The organism is Vogesella sp. XCS3 (genome assembly GCF_020616155.1).
Lineage (GTDB): Bacteria > Pseudomonadota > Gammaproteobacteria > Burkholderiales > Chromobacteriaceae > Vogesella.
This window is the reverse complement of sequence record NZ_CP085530.1, coordinates 1,701,675-1,725,366: the sequence shown is the minus strand read 5'-3', so window position 1 is coordinate 1,725,366 and position 23,692 is coordinate 1,701,675. Positions and strand designations below refer to the sequence as shown.

Genomic DNA, 23,692 nt, shown 5'->3' with positions numbered 1-23,692 from the left:
AACTGGCAGGTAGCCAGTAATGCTTGGAATACGTTTACTTTAGTCGTTACCGGCCACGCGGCGCTGGCGTCTTTCCGGTATGCGTTCGCTGCGGGCGATCAGCATCAGCAAGCCCAGCAGGATCATGCCCAGCGACAGCATGTGGCTCAGGCGCAGCTTGTCTTCGTCAAACAGGTAAACCGCTACGCCGGCATACATCAGCATGGGGGCGGTAACGACAGTGGATTTGGTCAGGCCATCTACTACCAGCAAGACGACGCCGCTGGCGGCCAGCAGCAGGGCCAGCAGGGTAGTGGTGTCGGGCAGCAGGGCGCTGCTTTTCAGGAACCACAGCAGGCCCAGGACGATGAGGATAAGCGGCTGGAAGGCGCTGGATTTCATGGTTAGCCCTTGTTGCGGATCAGGCGCTGTTTTTCGCGCTGCCATTCGCGTTCTTTTTCGGTTTCACGCTTGTCGTGCTGCTTCTTGCCTTTGGCTAGGCCGATATCGGCCTTGATATTGCCTTTGCTGAAGTGCAGGTTCAGCGCCACCATGGTGTAGCCGGCGCGTTCCACCTTGCCGATCAGGCGGCTGATCTGCTCTTGTTTCAGTAGCAGTTTACGGTCGCGCACCGGGTCGGGTTTGATGTGGGTAGAGGCGGATTGCAGCGGGGTGATGTGGCAGCCAAACAGGTAGAAAGCGCCGTTACGGTAAATGACGTAGCTTTCTTTCAGCTGTACGCGCCCGGCGCGAATTGCTTTGACCTCCCAGCCTTCCAGTACCAGACCGGCTTCGAGTTGTTCCTCGATAAAGTAGTCGTGGAAGGCCTTGCGGTTGTCGATAATGCTCATGGCTGCCAGATAAAGAGGTTTGCAGGGAATCGCACATTCTAGCAGATTCGGTGCTTTCGCCAAAGTGCCGAAAATTCAGGGGCTTGTCCTGGCGGCTTGCCCGCAGGGGCGGGCATTGTGTAACCTTCCACCTTTCTTTTGCCGGTTGAACCATGCAAGTCGTCGAAAAAAACGTGCTGGTGGCGCATACGCCCGAGCAGATGTTCCGTCTGGTGGACGAAGTCAGCCAGTACCCGCGCTTTTTGCCGTGGTGTGCCAGGGGCGAGGAGCACTCGCGCGAGGGCGACACCCTGGTGGCCAGCCTGCATATCGATTACCTGAGAGTGAAGCAGCATTTCACCACGCGTAACGTGAACCAGCCGCCGTCTACCATCCTGATGCAGCTGGTGGATGGGCCGTTCAAGTTTCTGGAAGGGCGCTGGCACTTTCATCCGCTGGGCGAGGTGGGGTGCAAGGTAGAGTTTCGCCTGAGTTACGAGTTTTCCAGCAAATTGCTGGAAACCATCATCGGCCCGGTGTTTGGCCACATTTCCGGTACGCTGGTAGACGCGTTCATCAAGGAAGCCGACCGGGTGTACGGCGATGACTGAGCGCATTGCAGTAGAGGTGGCCTACGCGCTGCCGGCGCGCCAGAAAATTGTTCGCCTGACGTTGGCCGCAGGCAGTAATGCGCTGCAGGCGGTGCAGGCTTCGGGGTTGGCCGCAGAGTTTGCCGACATCGATATGGCCAACCTCAAGCTGGGTATTTTCAGCAAGGCGATCAAGGTGGATACCGTGCTGCGCGAGGGCGACAGGGTAGAGATCTACCGCCCGCTGCAGGCCGACCCGAAAGCGGTGCGCAGACAGCGTGCCGAAGCCGGCCTGGCCATGAAAAAGGGTGGCGACTAGCCCACTTGCAGGGCACGGCCAACGGTTGGCCGCAGATAAAGCAAAACGGCGCCGTGGCGCCGTTTTGCTTGGGTAGGTCTGGCTTAGTTTTCGGCCGATAGCGTACGGTTTTTGCCCGCCAGCTTGGCCTGGTACATGGCGCGGTCGGCGCGCTCGATCACATCGCAATCCTGTTCGCCACGGTGCCACAGCGCCACGCCGGCACTGAAGGTCACCACCAGCTTGTCCTGGTTGGCCAGGAAAAAGTTCTTGGTGAGCTCGCGCTGCAGCCGTTGCACCAGCTCCACGGCTTCGTTTACCGGCGTGTCCGGCAGGATCACTACGAACTCTTCGCCACCAAAGCGGCCCACGATATCGGACGTGCGCAGGCTGTGGTGCATCATGTCCACCAGGTACTTCAGTACGTCGTCACCGGTCAGGTGGCCGTAGCGGTCGTTCAGTTGCTTGAAGTTGTCTACGTCGATCAAGGCTACCGACAAGGGTTGGCCGCTGCGTTCGGCGCGGTGGATTTCGCGGTCGAAGTGTTCTTCCAGTCCACGGCGGTTGAAGGCACCGGTGAGCTGGTCTTCCTTCACTTTTGCGCTGGCGGCTTCCAGCGCTTTTTCCAGCTCGCCGATACGGCTTTGTGCCGACTGCACATCCTGCTTGGCGGCCAGCAGTTCGCTGTGCGACTGCTTGAGGCTGTCTTGCATATTGGCGGTGTCGGACAGCAGGTCTTGCAGGATGCCGGTGAGCTCGCTGGCATTCTGCGAGCTCTTGATGCGGTCGCTATGGCTGCTGATGCGCTGATGGAAATCACCGGTGTGGTCGGTCATCAGCGACAGCTTGTCCAGGAAGGTATCCAGCAGGGCGCGCAGCGAGCTGGTGGCTTCGTCCAGCGAGTGGCGCAGATTACCCTGTTTGTGGATAACCTCTTTCAGGCTGGATTCCAGCTGGTAGATGTGCTGGATCGAGATATTGGGTTGCGACAGGATTTGCTGCAGGCTGGCGATCTGGCCCACCAGGTAGCTGTCGGAGCGGTTCAGCTCGGCCACATTTTGCAGCATCAGCTGCATCAGGCCGGACAGGCCGGATACCAGGCGCTTGTCATCCTGCGAGATCAGCTCCAGGCGGATCAGGAAGGCACGCAAACGCGGGAAGAAACTGCCGATCTCGTCATCAGCTTCAATGTGTTGCAACGCCTGCTGTACTTCGTCGAACAGCGGCATCATTTCCGGGTAGTGCACCAGACGCGGCTCTATGCCGAACTTCAGCGCGTATTGCAGCACTTCCATCCAGGCGCGCCACTGGCTGCTGGCGATCACGACGTTGCCTGTCGCGGCGGGCAGCGTGTCGGCTGCTGCGGTGTCGGTGTCGCTCTCCAGGCCGGCAACTTCTATGCCGACGCTGTTGTTGCTGCCAGACTGTAGCCAGGTTTTGGCGAGGTTGACCAGTTTTTCGTTGAGCTCGTCAGGCGCATTGCCAAAGGTGGCAATGACCCGTTCCAGCGCCGACTGTTTGTAGCGCTGGCCCATATCGGGTGTGCGGGTTTCCCAGGCGCGGATCAGGTCCAGCACCAGCTGGCCCCAGCTCTGGGTGACTTCGCGGCTGCGCTGGTGCAGGGTAGATAAATCCATGACCAGCTGCGGAATAAGCTCCCACTTTTCATCTTCGATGGCTTTGCGCAGCTTGGTGAGGGCGATCTTGTAGCTGGAATCTGCGGAAGGCAGGTTTTCAAAGGCACGTAGTATCAGCTCGGCCAGCTTGTTCTTGCGGGTTTCCTGCGGTACTTGAGCGATTTCGCAGTAGACGCGCTCGAAGTTGTCCGGTGTGGGCAACAGCTTGCGCATGGTGAGCTGTTTGAGGGTTTCCCGTGCGGTATCGATGGGATTGTGTGTCGTCATAGACCAGACCCTGTAGCCTTTGTAGCCTGCCATTTATATCGTTATCGGTAGTGGCCTGTGGCGCGTCAATATACGCTATTGCTGCGCGGGTGGTGCATTGGCCGTATCAAGAAGCTGGAAAAATACCTCACCTTTGCGGATCATGCCAAGCTCATTGCGTGCACGCTCCTCAATTGCGGCGGTTCCTTGCTTCAGATCACGCACTTCTGCATCCAGAGCAGCGTTGCGGCGCACCAGCAGCTGGTTGGCCGCACGCTGTTCTTCAACCTGTTTATCAAGCTGCCAGACCCTGAGCCAGCTGCCTTTGCCCAGCCATAACGGCCATTGCAAAGCAGAAAGCAAGATGATCAGCATCAGGGTCAGGCGGCGCATGATTATTTCTTCAGGTGGTAAAAGGCGTTGCTGCCCGGGTAGTAGGCGGCATCACCCAGCTCTTCTTCGATACGCAGCAGCTGGTTGTACTTGGCCATGCGGTCGGAGCGCGACAGCGAGCCGGTCTTGATCTGCATGCAGTTGGTGGCCACGGCCAGGTCGGCGATGGTGCTGTCTTCGGTTTCGCCGGAGCGGTGGCTCATCACGCTGGTATAGCGGGAACGCTTGGCCAGATCAACCGCTTTCAGTGTTTCGGACAGGGTACCGATCTGGTTTACTTTTACCAGCAGCGAGTTGGCCAGGCCGCCTTCAATGCCTTTGGCCAGGATGGACGGGTTAGTCACGAACAGGTCGTCACCTACCAGCTGGATACGGTCGCCCAGGCGGTCGGTCAGTACTTTCCAGCCAGCCCAGTCGTGCTCGCTCATGCCATCTTCGATGGAAATGATCGGGTAGTTGTTGGCCAGGGTTTCCAGGTAGTCTGCGAACTGTTCGGAGCTCAGTGCCAGGCCTTCGGCGGTCAGGTGGTACTTGCCGTCTTTGTAGAACTCGCTGGAAGCGCAGTCCAGGGCCAGCATCACGTCCTGGCCGGCTACATAACCGGCGGCGTCGATGGCTTCCAGAATCAGCTTGATGGCTTCTTCGTGGCTGGTCAGGTTAGGGGCAAAGCCGCCTTCGTCGCCCACAGTGGTGGCGTAACCTTTGCTATCACACAGCTTTTTCAGCGCGTGGAAGATCTCGGCGCCACAGCGCAGGGCTTCGCGGAAAGTAGCGGAGCCTACCGGCACGATCATGAACTCCTGGATATCCAGGGTGTTGTTGGCGTGTGCACCACCGTTGATCACGTTCATCATCGGTACCGGCAGCGCCATTGGGCCAGCGCCACCCAGGTAGCGGTACAGCGGCAGGCCGGCGTCTTCTGCGGCTGCGCGGGCTACAGCCATGGACACGGCCAGCATGGCGTTAGCGCCCAGGCGTGCTTTGGTTTCGGTGCCGTCCAGCTCGATCAGGGTCTTGTCGATGAAGGCTTGGTCAGAGGCGTCCAGGCCGATGATGGCTTCGCAGATTTCGGTGTTGATGTTTTCAACCGCTTTCAGCACGCCCTTGCCCAGGTAGCGGCCTTTGTCGCCGTCACGCAGTTCCAGCGCTTCTTTCTCGCCAGTGGAGGCGCCGGACGGTACGGCAGCACGGCCCATCACGCCGGATTCCAGCAATACATCAGCTTCAACAGTGGGGTTACCGCGCGAGTCCAGGATTTCGCGGGCAATCACGTCGATGATCGCACTCATGAGTGTTTCCTTCAGGGTGTCAAGGTTAGTCAAACCGGATACGGTGCGGCCAACCTTGGGGCAGGTTGGCCGTGGAGTCAACCTGTTACAGCGATTGTTCTGCGAAGGGCTGGCCCTTTACCAGGGCATCGATCGCTTGCAGCGTGGCCAGCAGTTCTTTCATGCGGCCCAGTGGCCAGGCGTTGGGGCCGTCGGACTTGGCGCAGGCCGGGTCCGGGTGGGTTTCCATGAACAGGCCGGCTACGCCGGTGGCAATGGCAGCGCGCGCCAGCACCGGGACGAATTCGCGCTGGCCGCCGGAGCTGGTGCCCTGGCCGCCGGGCAGCTGTACCGAGTGGGTGGCGTCAAACACCACCGGGCAGCCGGTTTCGCGCATGATGGCCAGACTGCGCATGTCGGATACCAGATTGTTGTAGCCGAACGACGCGCCACGTTCGCAAGCCATGAAGTTGTCGGCGTTCAGGCCGGCTTCCAGTGCGGCTTCGCGCGCTTTGTCGATCACGTGTTTCATGTCGCCAGGCGCCATGAACTGGCCTTTTTTGATGTTCACCGGCTTGCCGCACACGGCTACGGCGCGGATGAAATCGGTCTGGCGCGCCAGAAAGGCTGGCGTTTGCAGTACGTCCACCACGGCGGCCACGTGCGGTACCTGTTCTTCGGTGTGCACATCGGTCAGGATGGGCACGCCGATCTGGCTGCGTACATTGTCCAGAATGCGCAGGCCTTCTTCCATGCCAAAGCCCCGAAAGGATTTGCCGGACGAGCGGTTGGCTTTGTCAAAGCTGGATTTGTAGATGAAGTTGATGCCCAGCGCGCTGGTGATTTCCTTCAGCTGGCCAGCCGTATCCAGGGCCAGCTGTTCGCTTTCGATCACGCAGGGGCCAGCAATCAGGAACAGCGGCTGGTCCAGACCTGCTTCAAAACCGGCGAGTTTCATGGTGTGTCCTTTCAAGGCAAGGTTGGCCGCAAGTCCTGCAGGGGTCTGCATGAGCTGCGGCCAACCGTTAACAGGCTGAATAAGGCAAAACGCTTATCAAGCCTTGGCTTTGTCCTGCTGATGAGCCAGTGCTGCCTTCACGTAGGCAATGAACAGCGGGTGGCCATCACGCGGGGTAGAGGTGAATTCCGGGTGGAACTGGCAGGCGAAGAACCAGCGGTGGTTGGCCAGCTCGATGGTCTCTACCAGTTTCTCGTGACCGGCGGACACGCCGCTGATGGTCAGGCCGGCTTCCGACAGGCGCTGTACGTAGTGGTTGTTCACTTCGTAGCGGTGACGGTGGCGCTCGGTGATCTCGGTATTGCCGTACACGCGTGCGGCCAGCGAACCTGCGGTAAGGTCACACTGCTGGCTGCCCAGGCGCATGGTGCCGCCCATATTGGAGTTCTCGTCGCGTTTTTCGATCTTGCCGTCGTGGTTCACCCACTCGTCGATCAGCGCAACAACCGGGTAGTCGGTTTCCAGGTCGAACTCGGTGGAGTTGGCGCCCTGCATGCCGGCTACGTCACGCGCGTATTCGATCAGCGCGATCTGCATGCCCAGACAGATACCCAGGTAAGGGATATTGTTTTCGCGGGCAAACTTCACGGCCTTGATCTTGCCTTCCACGCCGCGCTTGCCAAAGCCGCCCGGTACCAGGATGGCGTCCATGTCTTTCAGCGACTCGGCGCCGTCGCGCTCGATCTCTTCGGAATCGACATAGATGATGTTGACGTTGGTGCGGGTGTGCACGCCAGCGTGCTTCAGCGCTTCGGACAGCGACTTGTACGACTCGGTCAGGTCAACATACTTGCCGACCATGGCGATGTTGACAGCGTGGTCCGGGTTCTCGATGGCGTCGATGATGCCTTTCCATACCGACAGGTTGGCCGCAGGCAGGTCCAGCTGCAGCTGCTCGGCGATGATGTCGTCGATACCCTGTGCGTGCAGCATGGCAGGCACTTTGTAGATGGAGTCTGCGTCGTAGCAGCCGATAACGGCGTTTTCTTCCACGTTGCAGAACAGCGCGATCTTGCGCTTTTCGTCTTCCGGCAGCTCGCGGTCCATGCGGCACAGCAGGATGTCCGGCTGGATGCCGATTTCGCGCATCTCTTTTACCGAGTGCTGCGTCGGCTTGGTCTTGATCTCGCCAGCGGTAGCAATGTACGGCACGTAGGACAGGTGCACGAACAGGGTGTTCTTGCGGCCGAGGTTGGAGCGCATCTGGCGGATGGCTTCCAGGAACGGCAGCGACTCGATATCGCCCACGGTACCGCCGATTTCCACGATGGCGACGTCAACGTCGCCAGCGCCTTCGCGCACTTTCAGCTTGATCTCGTCGGTAATGTGCGGGATCACCTGCACGGTACCACCCAGGTAGTCGCCACGGCGCTCCTTGGTGATGACGGATTCGTAAATCTGGCCAGTGGTGAAGTTATTGCTTTTCTTCATCTTGGCGTGGATGAAGCGCTCGTAATGGCCAAGGTCGAGGTCGGTCTCGGCGCCGTCTTCGGTGACGAAAACCTCACCGTGCTGGAAAGGGCTCATGGTGCCCGGATCGACGTTGATATACGGATCCAGCTTCAGCATGGTGACTTTGAGCCCGCGGGACTCAAGAATGGCGGCGATGGACGCGGCGGCGATGCCCTTGCCTAAGGAGGACACCACGCCACCGGTAACGAAGATGTACTTGGTCATGGGATTACGGCTCTATGAGAATCCGGGATTTTAACCGAAAGCGACCTTTTTTTGAATGGGGCAAGGCGCCTTCATCGCAATCTATTCGACTGTCGTGCCGGTTTCCATGCGAAGCAGAGGGTGGTTGGCGGCCGGCAGGCTTGGCGGCAGTATAGAAGCTGCACGCAGTAGCGCCAGCAAAGGGGAGGCCGGCAGGGCGAGTGTGTTGCTGCAGTCATGCTGTAGCAAGGTTGGGCAGGGTAAGTCTTTGCTTGTTTTGCCTTTTTGTCTTGCCGTTTGCCGGCGGCGGGCTGCGGTTTGCTTGCAGTTTTTTGCTGCGTGAACGGCGGCAATGCGGTATCATCCGCCTCACTTTGGGTTGGGGTTCTGGCAACAGCTTACCGCTGCAGCATGTAATTGCCGTGGCAGGTGCTTGTATCCGGGCCTCTTAATATGGTATAAGTCTTTCTTTTACCGGCTTTTGGGAGTGATTAACCATGGCGCGTGTTTGCAAAGTCACCGGCAAGCGTCCGATGACCGGGAACAATGTGTCCCACGCCAATAACAAAACTAAGCGTCGTTTTCTGCCGAACCTGCAGTATCGCAAGTTCTGGGTAGAGAGCGAAAACCGTTGGGTACGTCTGCGTATCTCCAACGCTGCTCTGCGTACTATTGACAAGGTAGGCATTGATGCAGTTCTGGCCGACCTGCGTGCTCGCGGCGAACTGTAATTAACTCGACCGAAGCTTAAGGATTAGCCATGCGCGACAAGATCAAACTGGAATCGACTGCAGGTACTGGTCATTTCTACACCACCACCAAGAACAAGCGCACCATGCCGGAAAAAATGGAGATCAAAAAGTTTGATCCCGTTGCCCGCAAGCATGTTCTGTACAAAGAAACCAAACTGAAATAATTTGGCTTCTTTACGGTGGCGCTCCTTCGGGAGAGCACCTGTTGATAACAAACCCCCGGCCTAGGCTGGGGGTTTGTTTTTTCCGGGTGCTTGTGTGGAGATTCGATAGCCATGCACGCTGTTTCTTGCCCCTATTCGGTAGTGTGGTGCAGGTATTTGTTCTGTTGTCATTTATACTGCCAGCCTGAATAGGGGGAATGGCATGCGTTTGCTTGGGATGGTGGCCTTGTTGGCCGTAGCTGGGGCGGTGTCGGGTTGTGCTGTGGTGTCGGTGGCGGGTGCTGCCGTGTCTGTGGCTTCGACTGCAGTATCGGTAGGGGCTACCGTGGTGGGCACGGCGGTAGATGTGACGGCGGCAGGCGTGAAAGCGGTGGCCAATGCCGGTAGCGGCACGCCCGAGCCTGCGGCTTGCCCCACCGGTATGGTGTGTACGCCGGCACCTTGAGCGGCTGCTGTTGTGTCATGAAAAAAGCCTGGCGTATGCCAGGCTTTTTTCATGGTGGCTTTACTGGCCGCGCATGAATAGGGCGTCCAGGTCGCGCATGCCCAGGCGGCTCCAGGTCGGGCGGCCGTGGTTGCATTGGCCGGAGCGCTCGGTGGCTTCCATGTCGCGCAGCAGGGCATTCATTTCCGGCAAGGTCAGCTGCCGGTTGGCGCGTACCGCGCCGTGGCAGGCCATGGTAGCCAGCAGTTCGTTGCGGCGCTCGGTCATGACTTGTGTCAGGCCGTGCTCGCGTACGTCTTTCAAAACGGCGCGAGCCAGCTCGACAGCATTACCTTCCTTTAGCCATACCGGCATGCCGCGCACGGCAATCTGGGTGGGCGAGAGTACGGCCAGCTCGACGCCAAGGCGTTTCATGTCCTCTGCGCTTTCTTCTACCGTGGCTACCTCGAAACGGTCTGCGGCAAACGACACCGGCAGCAGCAGCGGCTGCATGGGGATGGCATCGGCTTCCAGTGCTGTTTTCAGGCGTTCGTATACGATGCGCTCGTGCGCGGCGTGCATGTCCACCACGATCAGACCGTCTTCGCACTGGCTCAGAATGTACACACCGTGCAGCTGCGCCAGGGCAAAACCCAGTGGCGGGATGCCTTCACTGGCTGCGGGTAGCGTGACGGTCGGGCTGGCTGTGGTGGGGGCGAGTGCCTGGCTGATGGCAGGCTGCTGCCGCTCTTCGTCACGCAGGCCGGCAAACTGCTTGTCGTATACGCCAATAGCCTCGCGCGCTACATGCAGCGGGATGCTTTGCTGCTCGTAGTGGTAGGTTTGCGGTAGCGGTGTGCGGCCAACGTTAGCCGACGGGCGTGCCGGCAGCAGGCTGGCTTGCTGCGGGGTGTGGTGTGGCGGTGCGAAAGCGGCTGCCGTTGTGGCCGTGGCGCCAGACTCGGCCACAGGCTGCTCGTGCAGCTGTACTGCCGGGCTGGCGCCCGCGGTGGTGCTGGCCAGGGCGCGGTGCACGCTGTGGAACAGAAACTGGTGGATAGCCTGGCTTTCGCGAAAGCGCACCTCGATCTTGGTAGGGTGCACGTTCACGTCTACGCCGGCCGGGTCTAGCGTGAAAAACAGCGCGTAGGCCGGGTGGCGCTCGTGGTGCAGTACATCGCGGTAGGCCTGGCGCAGGGCGTGCTGCGCGGTTTTGTCACGCACAAAACGGCCGTTGACGAAGAAATACTGCGCGTCACGGCTGGCTTTCGAGTAGGTCGGGCTGGCCACAAAGCCGGTCAGACCCAAGCCGGCGGCCTGGGTATCCAGTGGCAGGGCTGCCTCGACAAAGTCTTTGCCGAGCAGGGCGCCGACGCGCTCGGCCACGGTTTGCTGCGGCAGGCGCCATACCACCTTGCCGTTGTGGCGCAGGGTAAATTCTACCTGTGGGTGCGCCAGGGCGATGCGCTCGAAGGTGGCGGCGCAATGGGCGTATTCGGTGTTGTCACTCTTCAGGAATTTGCGCCGTGCCGGGGTGTTGAAGTACAGGTCTACCACTTCCACGCTGGTGCCGGCCGGGTGCGCGGCTGGTTCTACCGGGTGCAGGGTGCCATCGATGGCAATAATCTGATGCGCGTGTTCGGCGTCGTGCGGGCGGCTGGTGAGCGTCAGGCGCGACACAGAAGCCACGCTGGCCAGCCCCTCGCCGCGAAAGCCCAGGGTGGACACGCTTTCCAGGTCGTCCAGGCTGGCGATCTTGCTGGTGGCGTGGCGATCCAGCGCCAGCGGCAGGTCATCAGCAGCAATGCCGTTGCCGTTGTCGGTAACGCGAATCAGCTTGATGCCGCCCTGTGCCAGGTCCACGGTAATTTTGCTGGCGCCAGCGTCCAGGCTGTTTTCCAGCATTTCTTTCAGGGCCGAGGCCGGGCGCTCGACCACTTCGCCAGCGGCAATCTGGTTGACCAGGTGGTCGGGCAGTTTCTGGATGCGTTTCATGCGCTGAAGCTCTAGGTTGGCAACGGAAAAATCAAAAACATTCTGGCCACGAAAGCCACGGCAAGCTCTTTTGCTCGACGAAAACCGTGAAACAACACGAAAGCCGTATCGTGTGTGCCCCGCGGCTGGTGCGCTACTGGCCAGCCCCTAGGCGTGTTTCCGTGCTTTTGTGGCTAAAAATCAGCTTTTACTTGCCGCGCGGCGGTGGCGTATCACTTCGATAATGCCTGGCAGCATGGAGACAATGATGATGCCAAAGATCAGGTACTCCAGATTCTTGCGTACAAAGGGCATATTGCCGAAGAAGAAGCCGGCGTAGGTAAAACCGATCACCCACAGCAAGGCGCCGATCACGTTGTAGCTCAGGAACTGGCGGTACTCCATGCGGCCGATGCCGGCCACGAACGGCGCAAAGGTGCGCACGATGGGCACAAAGCGGGCAAAGATGATGGTTTTACCGCCGTGTTTTTCGTAAAAAGCGTGCGTTTTGTCCAGGTAGGACTGCTTGAGCAGGCGCGGAAAGCGTGCAAACAGCTTCATGCCGGCGTGGCGGCCAATGGTGTAATTGACGCCATCGCCCAGAATGGCTGCCACAATCAGCAGGGCCACCAGCAGGTGCACGTTCATCTGGCCCATGGCGGCCAGAGCGCCGGCCACGAACAGCAGCGAGTCACCCGGCAGGAAGGGGGTGACCACCAGGCCGGTTTCGCAGAATACGATCAGGAACAGGATGAAATAAATCCACGGCCCATAATTGGCAACGAGTGTGGCCAGATGGGTGTCGATGTGCAGGATGAAGTCGATCAGGAAAGTAATCAGTTCCATGGTCTTGTTTGGCAGTGGCTGGCAGGGCAGGGCTGAGGCAACCCGGCTTTGCAAGACACCGTAAAAAGGTTGGCCGCATCTGCGGCCAACCTGGTATCACGGTAAGCGGGGGCGCTTATACCACCGCTTCTTCTTTCGGTTTGACCACTTTCACCATGTGCTCGCGCGTGGTACCCAGTGCCAGTGCCAGCGGGCTGGCCACCAGTACCGACGAGTAGATACCGAACACGATGCCGATGGTCAGCGCCATGGCAAAGCCGTGCAGTGCCGGGCCGCCGAACAGCAGCATGGACAGCACCATGGTTTCGGTGGAGCCGTGGGTGATGAAGGTACGGCTCATGGTGGCGGTAATGGCGTTGTCGATCACGGCTGCCGTGCTCTTGCCACGCATGGCCGGGCGGCGGAAGTTTTCGCGGATACGGTCAAACACCACCACCGACTCGTTCACCGAGTAACCCAGCACCGCCAGCACGCCGGCCAGCACGGTCAGGCTGAACTCCCACTGGAACAGCGCAAAGCAGCCCAGGATGATCACCACGTCGTGCATGTTGGCAATAATGGCCGACAGCGCCAGGCGCCATTCAAAGCGGATGGCCAGGTAAATCACGATACCCACGCACACCAGCAGGATGGCGGTGAGGCCGCTGCTGACCAGCTCTTCGCCTACGCTAGGGCCGACAAACTCCACCTTGCGCAGCTGTACGCTGGCGTCGCCGGCTTTCAGCAGGCCCATTACCTGCTCGGACAGCTTGGCCGAGCTCACGCCCGCCTTGCTAGGCAGGCGGATCAGTACGTCGCGGCTGGTGCCCAGGCTCTGTACCTGCACCTCGCCGACCTTCAGCGCTTCCACGCGGTGGCGGATATCGCCCAGGTTGGCCGCTTGCTGGTACTGCACTTCCATCACGGTACCGCCGGTGAACTCCACCGACAGGTTCAGGCCCTTGGTAAACAGGAACACCACCGCCAGGATGAAGGTCACCAGCGAAATAGTGGTGGTGAGCTTACCGTAGCTCATGAACGGGATATCCCGTTTGATGCGGAAAAACTCCATCTCTCAGATCCTTATTTGTTTTCCGGCTTCCAAACCTGGCCGATAGACACGGAGGTCAGACGGCGGCGGCGGCCATACCACAGGTTAACCACGGCGCGCGATACCAGTACCGCAGAGAACATGGAGGTCATGATGCCCAGGCAGTGCACCACGGCAAAGCCGCGTACCGGGCCGGAGCCAAAGATCAGCAGCGCCAGGCCGGCAATCAGCGTGGTCACGTTCGAATCCAGAATGGTGGCCCAGGCGTGGCCGTAACCGGCCTGGATGGCCGACTGTGGCGGTACGCCGTTACGCAGTTCTTCGCGGATACGTTCGTTGATCAGCACGTTGGCGTCGATGGCCATACCCAGTGTCAGCGCGATCGCGGCGATACCCGGCAGGGTCAGCGTGGCCTGCAGCATGGACAGCAGCGCCACCAGCATGAACAGGTTGGCCGCCAGCGAGATTACCGAGATCACACCGAACACACCGTAGTAAGCCGCCATGAACACCGCGATGGCTGCGAAACCCCACAGTGTGGAGTGGAAGCCCTTCTCGATGTTTTCTTTGCCCAGGCTCGGGCCGATGGTGCGTTCTTCGATGATGTTCATCGGCGCCGCCAGCGAGCCGGCGCGCAGCAGCAGGGCCACGTCGTTGGCTTCGGCCGGGTTCATGCTGCCGGAGATCTGTACGCGACCACCGCCGATTTCACTGCGGATCACGGGGGCGGTCACCACTTCGCTACGGTTTTTCTCCACCAAAACCATCGCCATGCGCTTGCCGATGTTTTCGGCGGTCAGCGTGCGGAAAATCTCGGCGCCGGTGCTATCCAGGCCGATGTCTACCGACGCGCCACCGTTCTGGTCAAAGCCAGGCTGGGCCGAGTTGATGTTGTCGCCGGTGAGCTCGACATCTTTTTTCAGCAGGATCTTGCTGGTGCCGCGCGAGGTGGCTTCGTCCAGCAGCTCGTAGCCGGCTGGCGTATTGCCGGCCAGTGCTTCGGCTACCTTGCCCTGGTCGTCTTCCACCATGCGTACCTGCAGTGTGGCGGTACGGCCCAGGATGTCCTTGGCTTTGGCGGTGTCCTGTACGCCCGGCAGCTGCACCACAATACGGCTAGGGCCGGCTTGCTGGATCACCGGCTCCGCCACGCCCAGTTCGTTGACGCGGTTGTGCAGGGTGGTGATGTTCTGCTTCACGGCATCACCCTGGATACGGGTGATTTCTTCCGGCTTCAGCGTCAGCGTCAGGCGGAAATTGGCTTCGTCGCTATTGAACGTGACCGACGGCAGCGTGCGTGCCAGTTTGTCGGCCGCCGCTTTCAGGGTTTCGGCATCGCGCAGTTGTACTTCCAGCGTGGTATCGCCCTGGCGCTTGATGGTGCCGTAGCGGATCTTGGCGGCCTTCAGCTCGCGGCGTACGTCACCGGCGTAGCGTTCCATGGTTTTTTCCACGGCAGCCTTCATGTCCACTTCCAGCAGGAAGTGCACGCCACCGCGTAAGTCCAGGCCCAGGAACATCGGGTTGGCGTGCAGGCGGGTCAGCCATTCGGGCGAGGCGGGCAGCAGGTTCAGGGCGATGATGTAGGTGTCACCCAGCGCTTGCTGGATGGCATCGCGTGCCTTGATTTGGGTGTCCGGGTCCTTGAAGCGCACTTTCAGGCTGGTGCCGTCCAGAAAGATGCCTTGCGGGGCAATGCCTTGCTGCTTCAGGGTGGTTTCGATGCGGGCCATCAGCGCGGTGTCTACCGGGGTGGACTGGCGCGTGCTGGAAATCTGGACCGCTGGCGTTTCGCCAAAGAAATTGGGCAGGGTGTAGATCGTGGCGGTGATCAGCACCAGCGCAATCAGTAGGTATTTCCAGATCGGGAAGCGGTTCATGGAAGGCTTGACAGGAAAAGGGCCGCCAGGGCGGCCCGGGGGTTACAGGGACTTGATCGTGCCTTTTTCCAGCTTGGCACCGACGGCGCCGCGCTGAACGTTGATTTCCACGCCGTTGGCGATTTCCACGGTCAGGTACTGGTCACCGCATTTGGTCACGCGGCCGATAATGCCACCCTGGGTTACGACTTCGTCGCCCTTCACGATCTCGGACAGCATTTTCTGGTGTTCTTTCATTTTCTTTTGCTGCGGGCGAACCAGCAGGAACCAGAACAGAATGAAGATCACGATCATCGGCAGGAACTGCATGATGTCAAATGCTGCGCTGCCGGTGTTGGCGAAAGCCTGGGGGATAAACATTCGGGTCTCCCTATTTATCGAGTTGCGAGTGGGTTGATGATTTTGGCAAGTGGGGCATTGTAGCCACGGGCGGGCTACTTTCCAACCGTGCTAAAGGTTGGCCGCAAACAGCGTATGACTGCGGCCAACCCGGTCAGTTCGCTAGCCTAGTTCACGCCGCGTGCACGGCGTTCGTGGAAGCTGGCTTTCCAGTCCTCGAAACGGTCGGCGTCGATAGCGTCGCGCATCTCCTGCATCAGCACCTGGTAGTAGTGCAGGTTGTGAATGGTATTGAGGCGCGCGCCCAGGATTTCGCCGGTGCGGTGCAGGTGGTGCAGGTAGGCACGGCTGAAGTGGCGGCAGGCGTAGCATTCGCACTGTTCGTCCAGCGGCTTCTTGTCGTCCTTGTAACGCGCATTCTTGATCTTGATATCGCCCCATTGGGTAAAGATCCAGCCATTGCGCGCATTGCGAGTCGGCATCACGCAGTCGAACATGTCGATACCGTTGGCTACGCCGTGTACCAGGTCTTCCGGTGTGCCCACGCCCATCAGGTAGTGGGGCTTCTCGGCCGGCAGCATGTCTTTCAGCTCGGTCAGCATGCGGTACATCTCTGGCTTGGGCTCGCCTACCGACAAGCCACCAATGGCGATGCCGTCAAAGCCGATATTCATCAGGCCTTCCAGCGACTCCTGGCGCAGGTCGCGGTACAGGTTGCCCTGCACGATACCGAACAGCGCGTTCGGGTTTTTCAGGTCGTCGAAGGCGCGGCGCGAGCGCTCGGCCCAGCGCAGGCTCATGCGCATGGATTTGGCGGCGGTGGCGTGGTCTACCTGGCCCGGGGTGCATTCGTCGAAGATCATCACGATGTCCGAGTTCAGCACTTTCTGGATTTCCATCGACTTTTCCGGCGACAGGAACAGCTTGTCGCCGTTGACCGGGCTCTGGAAGGTGACGCCTTCTTCGGTAATCTTGTTCAGCGCGCCCAGGCTGAATACCTGGAAGCCGCCGGAGTCGGTCAGAATGGGTTTGTCCCAGCCAATGAACTCGTGCAGGCCGCCAAATTTTTCAATGATGTCCAGGCCCGGGCGCAGCCACAGGTGGAAGGTATTGCCCAGAATGATCTGGGCTTTGATGTCCAGCAGCTCGTGCGGGCTCATGGCCTTCACCGAGCCGTAGGTGCCTACGGGCTGGAATACCGGTGTTTCTACCGTACCGTGGTTCAGTTCCAGCGTACCGCGGCGTGCGCCGCCCGAGGTCTTGTGCAGGGTAAACTTCAGCATGTGCTTGATATCATTCATCTGAATCTGAAAATTAGCCCGCCAGTATACACCCCGCTGGCAGCGATTGCCCGCTGTTTGCTTGCCAGCGCGGGCTTTAGCCGCTAATATCTTTATTCCTGACAACAGGCACGTAGCTCAGTTGGTTAGAGCACCACCTTGACATGGTGGGGGTCGTTGGTTCGAATCCGATCGTGCCTACCAGAATTTATGTATTGGAGTATTGCCATGTTCAAACGAACTACCACCACCCGTACCTCGAGATAATTCCGAGCCAGTACGGGGGCCTTTTACACAGTAAAGGGATACTCCATGCAAACGAAAAAGTGCGGCTCGAGCCGCACTTTTTTTTTGGTTTTCGTCTGTCCACCTTCTGATTAAGCTGGAGTTGCTATGCCTGACATTCGCCTGCCCGACGGTTCCATCCGTTCCTTCGACCAGCCGGTAACGGTGTACGAAGTGGCTGCGTCCATCGGTACCGGTCTTGCGCGTGCGGCGCTGGCTGGTCGCGTGGACGGCCAACTGGTTGATACCTCCTACCGTATTGCGGCCAACGCTGACCTGGCCATCATTACAGAGAAAGATGCGGACGGCCTGTCTATCATCCGCCACTCTACCGCCCACTTGCTGGCCTACGCGGTAAAAGAGCTGTTCCCGGAAGCCCAGGTGACCATAGGCCCGGAAATCGAAAACGGCTTCTACTACGATTTTGCCTACAAGCGCCCGTTTACCCCGGAAGACCTGGTGGCCATCGAGAAAAAGATGCAGGAGCTGGCCAAGAAAGACATTCCGGTGGAGCGCTACGAGCTGTCGCGTGACGAGGCGGTGGCCTACTTCAAGGGTATCGGCGAGGCGTATAAAGCCGAGATCATCGCGTCCATCCCGGCCGACCAGGTGCTGAGCCTGTATCGCGAAGGCGAGTTCACCGACCTGTGTCGTGGCCCGCACGTACCGTCTACCGGCAAGCTGAAAGTATTCAAGCTGATGAAGGTGGCCGGCGCCTACTGGCGTGGCGACAGCAATAACGAAATGCTGCAGCGTATCTACGGTACCGCCTGGACCAAGAAAGAAGACCTGGAACAGTACCTGCACATGTTGGAAGAGGCCGAGAAGCGCGACCACCGCAAGCTGGGCAAGCAACTGGACCTGTTCCATCTGCAGGACGAAGCACCGGGCATGGTGTTCTGGCACCCCAAAGGCTGGGCGCTGTGGCAAAGCATCGAGCAGTACATGCGTAAAACCTTGGCCGCAGCCGGCTATCAGGAAATCCGCACCCCGATGGTGATGGATCGCGTGATGTGGGAAAAATCCGGCCACTGGGAAAACTACCGCGAAGGCATGTTCACCACCGAGTCGGAAAAACGCGACTACGCCGTGAAGCCGATGAACTGCCCGGGCCACGTGCAGGTGTTCAATAGCGGCCTGCGTTCTTACCGCGACCTGCCGATGCGCCTGGCCGAATTTGGCGCCTGCCACCGTAACGAGCCGTCCGGCGCGCTGCACGGCATCATGCGCGTACGCGGCTTTGTGCAGGACGATGCGCACATTTTCTGTACCGAAGACCAGATCATCAGCGAAGCCAAGGCGTTTAACGAGCTGACCATGTCGGTGTACCAGCGCTTCGGTTTTGACAAGGTGTCGGTGAAGCTGTCGCTGCGCCCGGAGAAATACGCCGGCGACCTGGAAACCTGGAACCGTGCCGAAGAAGGCCTGCGCGAAGCACTGCGCGCCTGCGGTATCGAGTGGGAAGAGCTGCCAGGCGAAGGCGCGTTCTATGGCCCGAAAATCGAATACCACATCAAGGACGCGCTGGGCCGCTCATGGCAGTGTGGTACCCTGCAGCTCGATTACGTGCTGCCAGAGCGCCTGGACGCCGAATACGTGTCCGACGACAACAGCCGCAAACGCCCGGTAATGCTGCACCGCGCAGTGCTGGGTTCGCTGGAGCGCTTTATCGGCATCCTGATCGAAAATCATGCAGGTGCTTTCCCGTTGTGGCTGGCGCCGGTGCAGATGGTGGTGATGAATATCACCGGTTCGCAGGCCGAATACGCCACGAATGTTGCCGCGACATTGCGTAAACATGGCTACCGCGTTGATCTTGACTTGAGAAACGAAAAGATCGGCTATAAAATCCGCGAGCACAGCTTGCAAAAGCTTCCGTATCAGATCGTTATCGGCGATAAAGAAATGGAAGGCGGGCTGGTTGCCGTGCGCGCCCGGGGCGAAGACCTGGGCCAGATGCCAATCGACGCGTTCATCCAGCATCTTGATGCTGCCATGGCGCAGGCTTAACGCACGGATACGATGAATTTCTTTAGGAGTAATTGCTATAGCTCAGGAACGTGAACCACGGATCAACGGTGAAATTACCGGCCGTGAAATCCGCTTGGTAGGTGAAGAAGGCGAACAACTTGGTATCGTGACCGTGCGTGAAGCACTGGCGATGGCCGAAGAGCGCGAAGTTGATCTGGTCGAGATTTCCCCGACAGCCCAGCCGCCTGTGTGCAAACTGATGGACTACGGTAAGTTCAAATACCAACAGTCCAAAAAGAAGCATGAAGCCAAGCTGAAGCAGAAACAGATCCAGGTTAAGGAAATCAAGTTCCGCCCTGGTACGGACGATGGCGACTACAACGTCAAGCTGCGTAGCCTGATCCGCTTCCTGACTGAAGGCGACAAGGCCAAAATCACGCTGCGTTTCCGCGGTCGTGAAATGGCTCACCAGGATATCGGCCTGGCACTGCTCAAGCGTGTCGAGGCGGATCTGGCAGAAGTAGGGACTGTCGAGCAGTTCCCGAAACTGGAAGGTCGCCAGATGGTAATGATGATTGCCCCGAAAAAGAAATAATCGGTTATAATCATCGACTTCAACACGGCAGGTTCGCCTGCCGTGTTGATTTTGTAAGCCGGAAACAGCTTGCAACAAAAGCGTGACGCAGTGGTTTCAAGTGCCGGTGGCCACCCTGTGTCTAATCTAATGAAATTCAGCAGGAGATTTCCATGCCGAAGATGAAAACCAAATCGAGCGCGAAAAAGCGTCTCAAAGTGCTGGGCAATGGTGGCGTTAAGCGCTCCATGGCTTTCAAACGTCACATCCTGACTAAGAAAACCACCAAGAGCAAACGTCAACTGCGTGGTACCACCATGGTTCACGCTACCAACATGGCTTCTGTACGCGCCATGATGCCTTACGCTTAAGGAGACCTGAAGAATGCCACGCGTAAAACGCGGTGTAACCGCACGTGCTCGTCACAAGAAAATCCTCGCCCTGGCGAAAGGCTATCGCGGCCGTCGCAAGAACGTCTATCGCATCGCCAAACAGGCGGTGATGAAAGCCGGTCAATATGCATACCGCGACCGTCGTCAGAAAAAGCGTCAGTTCCGTCAACTGTGGATTGCCCGTATCAACGCAGCTGCTCGTGAAAACGGCCTGCCATACAGCAAATTCATGAACGGCCTGAAAAAAGCGCTGATCGAAATCGACCGTAAGGTCCTGGCCGATCTGGCCGTGTTCGATAAGCCGGCATTTGCGCTGATCGTTGAAAAAGCGAAAGCCGCCCTCGCTTAATCGCAGGACACTAAAAAGGGAGGCTGATGCCTCCCTTTTTTTTCGGTTTACTCCCCATGAAGAATGCTGATTCGAGCGGCTGCGCTCCGGTCAGTTTTCTTACGCATACTGGTGCGACCCATGAGCAATGTTGACGTGATTCTCAAGGAAGGTCTGGCAGCACTCGATGCTGTTACCGATCTCGTTGAACTGGAACAGGTCAAGGCCCGCTTTCTAGGTAAAAGTGGCGCGCTGACCGAGCTTCTGAAACAGCTGGGCAAACTGTCGCCCGACGAGCGCAAGACCGCCGGCGCTACCATCAACGCCGCCAAGCAGGCTTTCGAGACCCGCCATAACGAAGTGCGTGATGGTTTTAACGCTGCCAAGCTGGCGGCGCAGTTGGCCGCAGAATCGCTGGATGTCACCCTGCCTGGCCGTGGTACCACCCCGGCTGGCCTGCACCCGGTGACCCTCACGCTGGAACGCATTACCAGCCTGTTTGCCACCATGGGTTTTGAAGTGGCCGACGGCCCGGAAATCGAAACCGATTTCCACAACTTCCAGGCGCTGAACATCCCGGAAAACCACCCCGCCCGCGCCATGCAGGACACCTTCTACGTGGAAGGTGGCGACGTGCTGCGTACGCATACCAGCCCGATCCAGGTACGCTACATGCTGGACCACCAGCCGCCAATCAAGATCGTGGCGCCCGGCCGTGTGTACCGTGTGGACTCCGATGCCACCCACTCGCCGATGTTCCACCAGATGGAAGGCCTGTGGATCGACCAGAACGTGAGCTTTGCCGACCTGAAAGCCACCATTACCGAGTTCCTGCGCCGCTTCTTCGAGCGTGACGACATGCAGGTGCGTTTCCGTCCGTCTTTCTTCCCGTTCACCGAGACTTCGGCCGAGATTGACGTGCTGGACGAACAAGGCCGCTGGCTGGAAGTGGGCGGTAGCGGCATGGTGCACCCGAATGTGCTGCGCAATGTCGGCATCGACCCGGAAAAATACACCGGTTTTGCCTTCGGTATCGGCCTGGACCGTTTTGCCATGCTGCGTTATGGCGTGAACGACCTGCGTTTGTTCTTCGAGAACGATCTGACGTTCCTGAAACAATTCAACTGATCGCGACGGAGAGACCACATGCAATTTTCCGAACAATGGCTGCGCAGCCGCGTTAACCCGTCGCTGAGCACAGATGAGCTGTCCTACCTGCTGACCATGGCAGGCCTGGAAGTAGAAGACGTTGTTGCCGCTGCCCCGGCCTTTACCGGCGTGGTAGTGGGCGAAGTCAAAGAATGTGAAAAGCACGAAAACGCCGACCGCCTGCGTGTGACCAAGGTTGACGTGGGCACTGGCGAGCTGGTGCAGATCGTGTGCGGTGCGCCAAACGTGGCCGTGGGCGTGAAGGTGCCATGCGCACTGCCAGGCGCCATCCTGCCCGGCGATTTCAAGATCAAGCCAACCAAGATGCGTGGCGTCGAATCCGGCGGCATGCTGTGCTCCGGCAAAGAGCTGGGTGTACCGGAAGACGTCGACGGCCTGATGCTGCTGCCGGCCGACGCGCCGGTAGGCCAGAATATTCGCGACTACCTGGGCCTGGACGACAGCCTGTTCACGCTGAAGATCACGCCGAACCGCGCCGATTGCCTGTCTATCCGCGGTATCGCCCGCGAAGTGGCCGCGCTGACCGGTAGCCCGCTGGCCGCCTGGAACATCGCCGCCGTAGCGCCGCAAATCGACAGCAAACTGGCCGTCGCTATTGCCGATAACGCGCCGTGCGGCCGCTACGTTGGCCGCGTGGTGAAAAACGTTAACGCTGCCGCGCCGACGCCAGACTGGATGAAGCGCCGTCTGGAGCGTTCCGGCCTGCGTTCCATTTCCGCCATCGTCGATATCACCAACTACATCCTGCTGGAGCAGGGTCAGCCGATGCACGCCTTCGATCTGGGCAAGATCAACGGTGGCATCACCGTGCGCATGGCTGCCGAAGGCGAGAAGCTGGTGTGCCTGAACGAAAAAGAAGTGGCGCTGACACCTGACCTGATGGTGATTGCCGACGACCAGCAGCCGCTGGCCATCGCCGGCATCATGGGCGGCCTCGACAGTGGCGTGACCACCGCCAGCCGCGACATCTTCCTGGAAAGCGCCTTCTTCCAGCCTGAAGCCATCGCCGGCAAAGCGCGCGCACTGGGCTTCGGCTCCGACTCCAGCTACCGCTACGAGCGCGGTGTGGATTTTGCCCTGCAGACCGAAGCCATCGAGCGCGCGACTGCGCTGGTGCTGGAAATCTGCGGTGGCGAAGCCGGCCCGCTGACCGAAACCGTGGGCACGCTGCCGCAACGTAGCAGCGTAACAGTACGCACCGCCCGCGTTGCCCGTGTACTGGGTGTGGCGCTGGCTGCCGAGCAGATCGCTGCCATCTTTACCCGCCTGGGCCTGGCTTTCGAACAAAACGAAGCCGGCTTTGTGGTGAGCGCGCCGAGCTTCCGTTTCGATGTCGAGATCGAAGAAGACCTGATCGAAGAAATCGCCCGCGTATACGGCTACGACAATATTCCTGCCGATGCGCCGGTGGCCGCGCAAACCATGCTGCCGCAGCCGGAAGGCCTGCGCGTGCGCAGCGAAGTGCGCCGCCTGCTGGCTGGCCGCGATTTCCAGGAAATCGTCAGCTACGCCTTTGTGGAAGAAAAATGGGAGCGCGACTTTGCCGGTAATACTAATCCGGTACGCCTGATCAACCCGATCGCCAGCCAGATGAGCGTGATGCGCTCCAGCCTGATTGGTGGCCTGGTGGACACGCTTGCGGCCAACCTGAACCGCAAACACAGCCGTGTGCGCGTATTCGAAATTGCCCGTGTGTTCCACAAACAGGCTGACGGCAGCGTACAGCAACCCGAAGTGGTGGCAGGTCTGGCGCACGGCGGCCGTGTGGATGAGCAGTGGGCCAGCAAGGCCGAGCGCGTCGATTTCTATGACATCAAGGCCGATGTGGAAGCCCTGCTGTACCCGCGCGTGGCGGAATACCGCAAGGCCGCGCATCCTGCATTCCATCCGGGCCGCTGCGCCGAGGTGCTGCTTGGTGGCGCCGTGGTCGGCGTGCTGGGCGAGCTGCACCCGCAGTGGGTACAAGCTTATGGCCTGACCAATGCACCGGTATTGTTCGAGCTGGCAGTAGAAGCCGTCGAGCAGGTTGGCCGCGTGCAGCTGGCGCCGGTCAGCAAGTTCCAGCCGGTACGCCGCGACCTGGCGCTGGTGGTGGCGGAAGACGTAAGCGCTGCCGCCATCCAGCTGGCGATGAAAGCTGCCGCCAGTGCCTTTGTGCGTGAGCTGGCGCTGTTCGACGTGTACCGTGGCAAGGGCGTGGACGACGGCAAGAAGAGCCTGGCGTTCCGCATTGTGCTGCAAGCTGCCGACCGCACCTTGGTGGATGACGAAGTCGAGCAGGCCGTGGCTGCGATGCTGGCTGCCGCCCAGGCTGCCGGTGCCGTATTGCGCGCCTGATTTATCTCTGTAGGCCACCCGCAGGGCGGGT

At 59.5% G+C, this 23,692-nt stretch carries 24 protein-coding genes and 1 tRNA gene; 12 read left to right on the top strand and 13 right to left on the bottom strand.

Annotated elements, in window-relative coordinates; all coding sequences use genetic code 11:
- Positions 1–39: 39 nt before the first annotated feature.
- Entirely contained in the window at positions 40–381 is a 342-nt protein-coding gene (locus tag LCH97_RS08230) for a hypothetical protein (protein WP_227304951.1), read from the bottom strand.
- A gap of 2 nt (positions 382–383) precedes the next feature.
- The gene (gene smpB / locus LCH97_RS08225) at positions 384–830 is read right to left on the bottom strand and encodes an SsrA-binding protein SmpB (protein WP_017506985.1); all 447 of its coding nucleotides are present in this window, start codon (positions 828–830) and stop codon (positions 384–386) included.
- 152 nt (positions 831–982) lie between these two features.
- Here smpB and LCH97_RS08220 point away from each other — a divergent pair, with 152 nt between their 5' ends.
- A complete protein-coding gene (locus LCH97_RS08220; protein WP_017506986.1) occupies positions 983–1,420 on the top strand; it encodes a type II toxin-antitoxin system RatA family toxin in 438 nt (145 codons plus the stop codon).
- A complete protein-coding gene (locus LCH97_RS08215; protein WP_227304948.1) occupies positions 1,413–1,718 on the top strand; it encodes an RnfH family protein in 306 nt (101 codons plus the stop codon). The genes LCH97_RS08220 and LCH97_RS08215 overlap by 8 nt, the downstream gene beginning before the upstream one ends.
- An 83-nt stretch (positions 1,719–1,801) precedes the next feature.
- Here the strand turns inward: LCH97_RS08215 and LCH97_RS08210 are convergent, their stop codons facing one another.
- The 5 genes from LCH97_RS08210 to LCH97_RS08190 form a co-directional block, all read right to left on the bottom strand.
- Positions 1,802–3,601 (bottom strand): diguanylate cyclase, encoded by a 1,800-nt coding sequence (locus LCH97_RS08210; RefSeq protein WP_227304945.1) that lies wholly within the window; start codon positions 3,599–3,601, stop codon positions 1,802–1,804.
- A 75-nt stretch (positions 3,602–3,676) separates the two neighbouring features.
- Positions 3,677–3,973, bottom strand: a complete 297-nt coding sequence (gene ftsB, locus LCH97_RS08205; protein ID WP_227304943.1) for a cell division protein FtsB — start codon at positions 3,971–3,973, stop codon at positions 3,677–3,679.
- Between the two features lie 2 nt (positions 3,974–3,975).
- Positions 3,976–5,262, bottom strand: coding sequence for a phosphopyruvate hydratase (gene eno / locus LCH97_RS08200; RefSeq protein WP_227304940.1), 1,287 nt, complete (start codon positions 5,260–5,262; stop codon positions 3,976–3,978).
- Between the two features lie 85 nt (positions 5,263–5,347).
- Positions 5,348–6,199, bottom strand: coding sequence for a 3-deoxy-8-phosphooctulonate synthase (gene kdsA, locus LCH97_RS08195; protein ID WP_017506991.1), 852 nt, complete (start codon positions 6,197–6,199; stop codon positions 5,348–5,350).
- A 96-nt stretch (positions 6,200–6,295) separates the two neighbouring features.
- On the bottom strand, positions 6,296–7,936 hold the full coding sequence (locus tag LCH97_RS08190) for a CTP synthase (RefSeq protein WP_017506992.1): 1,641 nt from the start codon (positions 7,934–7,936) through the stop codon (positions 6,296–6,298).
- Positions 7,937–8,412: 476 nt separating this feature from the next.
- Between LCH97_RS08190 and rpmB the strand changes: the two genes are divergently transcribed.
- The 3 genes from rpmB (at position 8,413) to LCH97_RS08175 (ending at position 9,276) form a co-directional block, all read left to right on the top strand.
- Positions 8,413–8,646, top strand: a complete 234-nt coding sequence (gene rpmB / locus LCH97_RS08185) for a 50S ribosomal protein L28 (protein ID WP_026107616.1) — start codon at positions 8,413–8,415, stop codon at positions 8,644–8,646.
- A gap of 29 nt (positions 8,647–8,675) precedes the next feature.
- The gene (rpmG, locus tag LCH97_RS08180) at positions 8,676–8,831 is read left to right on the top strand and encodes a 50S ribosomal protein L33 (RefSeq protein WP_017506994.1); all 156 of its coding nucleotides are present in this window, start codon (positions 8,676–8,678) and stop codon (positions 8,829–8,831) included.
- 202 nt (positions 8,832–9,033) lie between these two features.
- Positions 9,034–9,276, top strand: coding sequence for a hypothetical protein (locus LCH97_RS08175; protein ID WP_227304937.1), 243 nt, complete (start codon positions 9,034–9,036; stop codon positions 9,274–9,276).
- 60 nt (positions 9,277–9,336) lie between these two features.
- Here LCH97_RS08175 and mutL read toward each other — a convergent pair whose 3' ends face one another.
- The 6 genes from mutL to tgt form a co-directional block, all read right to left on the bottom strand.
- Positions 9,337–11,250: a DNA mismatch repair endonuclease MutL gene (mutL, locus tag LCH97_RS08170; protein WP_227304934.1), complete on the bottom strand. Its 1,914-nt coding sequence runs from the start codon at positions 11,248–11,250 to the stop codon at positions 9,337–9,339.
- A 180-nt stretch (positions 11,251–11,430) separates the two neighbouring features.
- Positions 11,431–12,069: a DedA family protein gene (locus LCH97_RS08165; protein WP_227305290.1), complete on the bottom strand. Its 639-nt coding sequence runs from the start codon at positions 12,067–12,069 to the stop codon at positions 11,431–11,433.
- Between the two features lie 121 nt (positions 12,070–12,190).
- Positions 12,191–13,126, bottom strand: a complete 936-nt coding sequence (gene secF, locus LCH97_RS08160) for a protein translocase subunit SecF (protein WP_227304931.1) — start codon at positions 13,124–13,126, stop codon at positions 12,191–12,193.
- An 11-nt stretch (positions 13,127–13,137) separates the two neighbouring features.
- Positions 13,138–14,985: a protein translocase subunit SecD gene (gene secD, locus LCH97_RS08155; protein ID WP_227304928.1), complete on the bottom strand. Its 1,848-nt coding sequence runs from the start codon at positions 14,983–14,985 to the stop codon at positions 13,138–13,140.
- Between the two features lie 42 nt (positions 14,986–15,027).
- On the bottom strand, positions 15,028–15,345 hold the full coding sequence (yajC, locus tag LCH97_RS08150; protein ID WP_147684299.1) for a preprotein translocase subunit YajC: 318 nt from the start codon (positions 15,343–15,345) through the stop codon (positions 15,028–15,030).
- Positions 15,346–15,491: 146 nt separating this feature from the next.
- Entirely contained in the window at positions 15,492–16,607 is a 1,116-nt protein-coding gene (gene tgt / locus LCH97_RS08145) for a tRNA guanosine(34) transglycosylase Tgt (protein ID WP_227304926.1), read from the bottom strand.
- Positions 16,608–16,731: 124 nt separating this feature from the next.
- Here tgt and LCH97_RS08140 point away from each other — a divergent pair.
- From LCH97_RS08140 to pheT, 7 genes are all read left to right on the top strand, one after another.
- Positions 16,732–16,808: transfer RNA gene (locus LCH97_RS08140), tRNA-Val, on the top strand.
- A 189-nt stretch (positions 16,809–16,997) separates the two neighbouring features.
- Positions 16,998–18,899 carry a threonine--tRNA ligase gene (gene thrS, locus LCH97_RS08135; RefSeq protein WP_017507002.1) on the top strand — a complete coding sequence of 634 codons (1,902 nt, stop codon included), beginning with the start codon at positions 16,998–17,000 and terminating at the stop codon, positions 18,897–18,899.
- A gap of 31 nt (positions 18,900–18,930) precedes the next feature.
- Positions 18,931–19,455, top strand: a complete 525-nt coding sequence (gene infC / locus LCH97_RS08130; RefSeq protein ID WP_081600533.1) for a translation initiation factor IF-3 — start codon at positions 18,931–18,933, stop codon at positions 19,453–19,455.
- Between the two features lie 152 nt (positions 19,456–19,607).
- Complete coding sequence (gene rpmI, locus LCH97_RS08125) at positions 19,608–19,805, top strand: 50S ribosomal protein L35 (RefSeq protein ID WP_017507004.1); 198 nt, start codon at positions 19,608–19,610, stop codon at positions 19,803–19,805.
- Positions 19,806–19,818: 13 nt separating this feature from the next.
- Positions 19,819–20,175: a 50S ribosomal protein L20 gene (gene rplT, locus LCH97_RS08120; protein WP_017507005.1), complete on the top strand. Its 357-nt coding sequence runs from the start codon at positions 19,819–19,821 to the stop codon at positions 20,173–20,175.
- Between the two features lie 120 nt (positions 20,176–20,295).
- Complete coding sequence (pheS, locus tag LCH97_RS08115) at positions 20,296–21,282, top strand: phenylalanine--tRNA ligase subunit alpha (protein ID WP_227304923.1); 987 nt, start codon at positions 20,296–20,298, stop codon at positions 21,280–21,282.
- Positions 21,283–21,300: 18 nt separating this feature from the next.
- On the top strand, positions 21,301–23,661 hold the full coding sequence (gene pheT / locus LCH97_RS08110; protein WP_227304920.1) for a phenylalanine--tRNA ligase subunit beta: 2,361 nt from the start codon (positions 21,301–21,303) through the stop codon (positions 23,659–23,661).
- Positions 23,662–23,692: the final 31 nt, after the last annotated feature.

Bases quoted from the DNA above. Each gene is read 5' to 3' on its own strand.
- rplT (WP_017507005.1), top strand. From the start codon at position 19,819: ATGCCACGCGTAAAACGCGGTGTAACCGCACGTGCTCGTCACAAGAAA.
- LCH97_RS08175 (WP_227304937.1), top strand. From the start codon at position 9,034: ATGCGTTTGCTTGGGATGGTGGCCTTGTTGGCCGTAGCTGGGGCGGTG.
- mutL (WP_227304934.1), bottom strand. From the start codon at position 11,250: ATGAAACGCATCCAGAAACTGCCCGACCACCTGGTCAACCAGATTGCC.
- LCH97_RS08220 (WP_017506986.1), top strand. From the start codon at position 983: ATGCAAGTCGTCGAAAAAAACGTGCTGGTGGCGCATACGCCCGAGCAG.
- yajC (WP_147684299.1), bottom strand. From the start codon at position 15,345: ATGTTTATCCCCCAGGCTTTCGCCAACACCGGCAGCGCAGCATTTGAC.
- pheT (WP_227304920.1), top strand. From the start codon at position 21,301: ATGCAATTTTCCGAACAATGGCTGCGCAGCCGCGTTAACCCGTCGCTG.
- LCH97_RS08190 (WP_017506992.1), bottom strand. From the start codon at position 7,936: ATGACCAAGTACATCTTCGTTACCGGTGGCGTGGTGTCCTCCTTAGGC.
- eno (WP_227304940.1), bottom strand. From the start codon at position 5,262: ATGAGTGCGATCATCGACGTGATTGCCCGCGAAATCCTGGACTCGCGC.
- smpB (WP_017506985.1), bottom strand. From the start codon at position 830: ATGAGCATTATCGACAACCGCAAGGCCTTCCACGACTACTTTATCGAG.
- LCH97_RS08215 (WP_227304948.1), top strand. From the start codon at position 1,413: ATGACTGAGCGCATTGCAGTAGAGGTGGCCTACGCGCTGCCGGCGCGC.
- LCH97_RS08210 (WP_227304945.1), bottom strand. From the start codon at position 3,601: ATGACGACACACAATCCCATCGATACCGCACGGGAAACCCTCAAACAG.
- rpmI (WP_017507004.1), top strand. From the start codon at position 19,608: ATGCCGAAGATGAAAACCAAATCGAGCGCGAAAAAGCGTCTCAAAGTG.
- secF (WP_227304931.1), bottom strand. From the start codon at position 13,126: ATGGAGTTTTTCCGCATCAAACGGGATATCCCGTTCATGAGCTACGGT.
- rpmG (WP_017506994.1), top strand. From the start codon at position 8,676: ATGCGCGACAAGATCAAACTGGAATCGACTGCAGGTACTGGTCATTTC.
- kdsA (WP_017506991.1), bottom strand. From the start codon at position 6,199: ATGAAACTCGCCGGTTTTGAAGCAGGTCTGGACCAGCCGCTGTTCCTG.
- tgt (WP_227304926.1), bottom strand. From the start codon at position 16,607: ATGCTGAAGTTTACCCTGCACAAGACCTCGGGCGGCGCACGCCGCGGT.
- secD (WP_227304928.1), bottom strand. From the start codon at position 14,985: ATGAACCGCTTCCCGATCTGGAAATACCTACTGATTGCGCTGGTGCTG.
- thrS (WP_017507002.1), top strand. From the start codon at position 16,998: ATGCCTGACATTCGCCTGCCCGACGGTTCCATCCGTTCCTTCGACCAG.
- LCH97_RS08230 (WP_227304951.1), bottom strand. From the start codon at position 381: ATGAAATCCAGCGCCTTCCAGCCGCTTATCCTCATCGTCCTGGGCCTG.
- rpmB (WP_026107616.1), top strand. From the start codon at position 8,413: ATGGCGCGTGTTTGCAAAGTCACCGGCAAGCGTCCGATGACCGGGAAC.
- pheS (WP_227304923.1), top strand. From the start codon at position 20,296: ATGAGCAATGTTGACGTGATTCTCAAGGAAGGTCTGGCAGCACTCGAT.
- ftsB (WP_227304943.1), bottom strand. From the start codon at position 3,973: ATGCGCCGCCTGACCCTGATGCTGATCATCTTGCTTTCTGCTTTGCAA.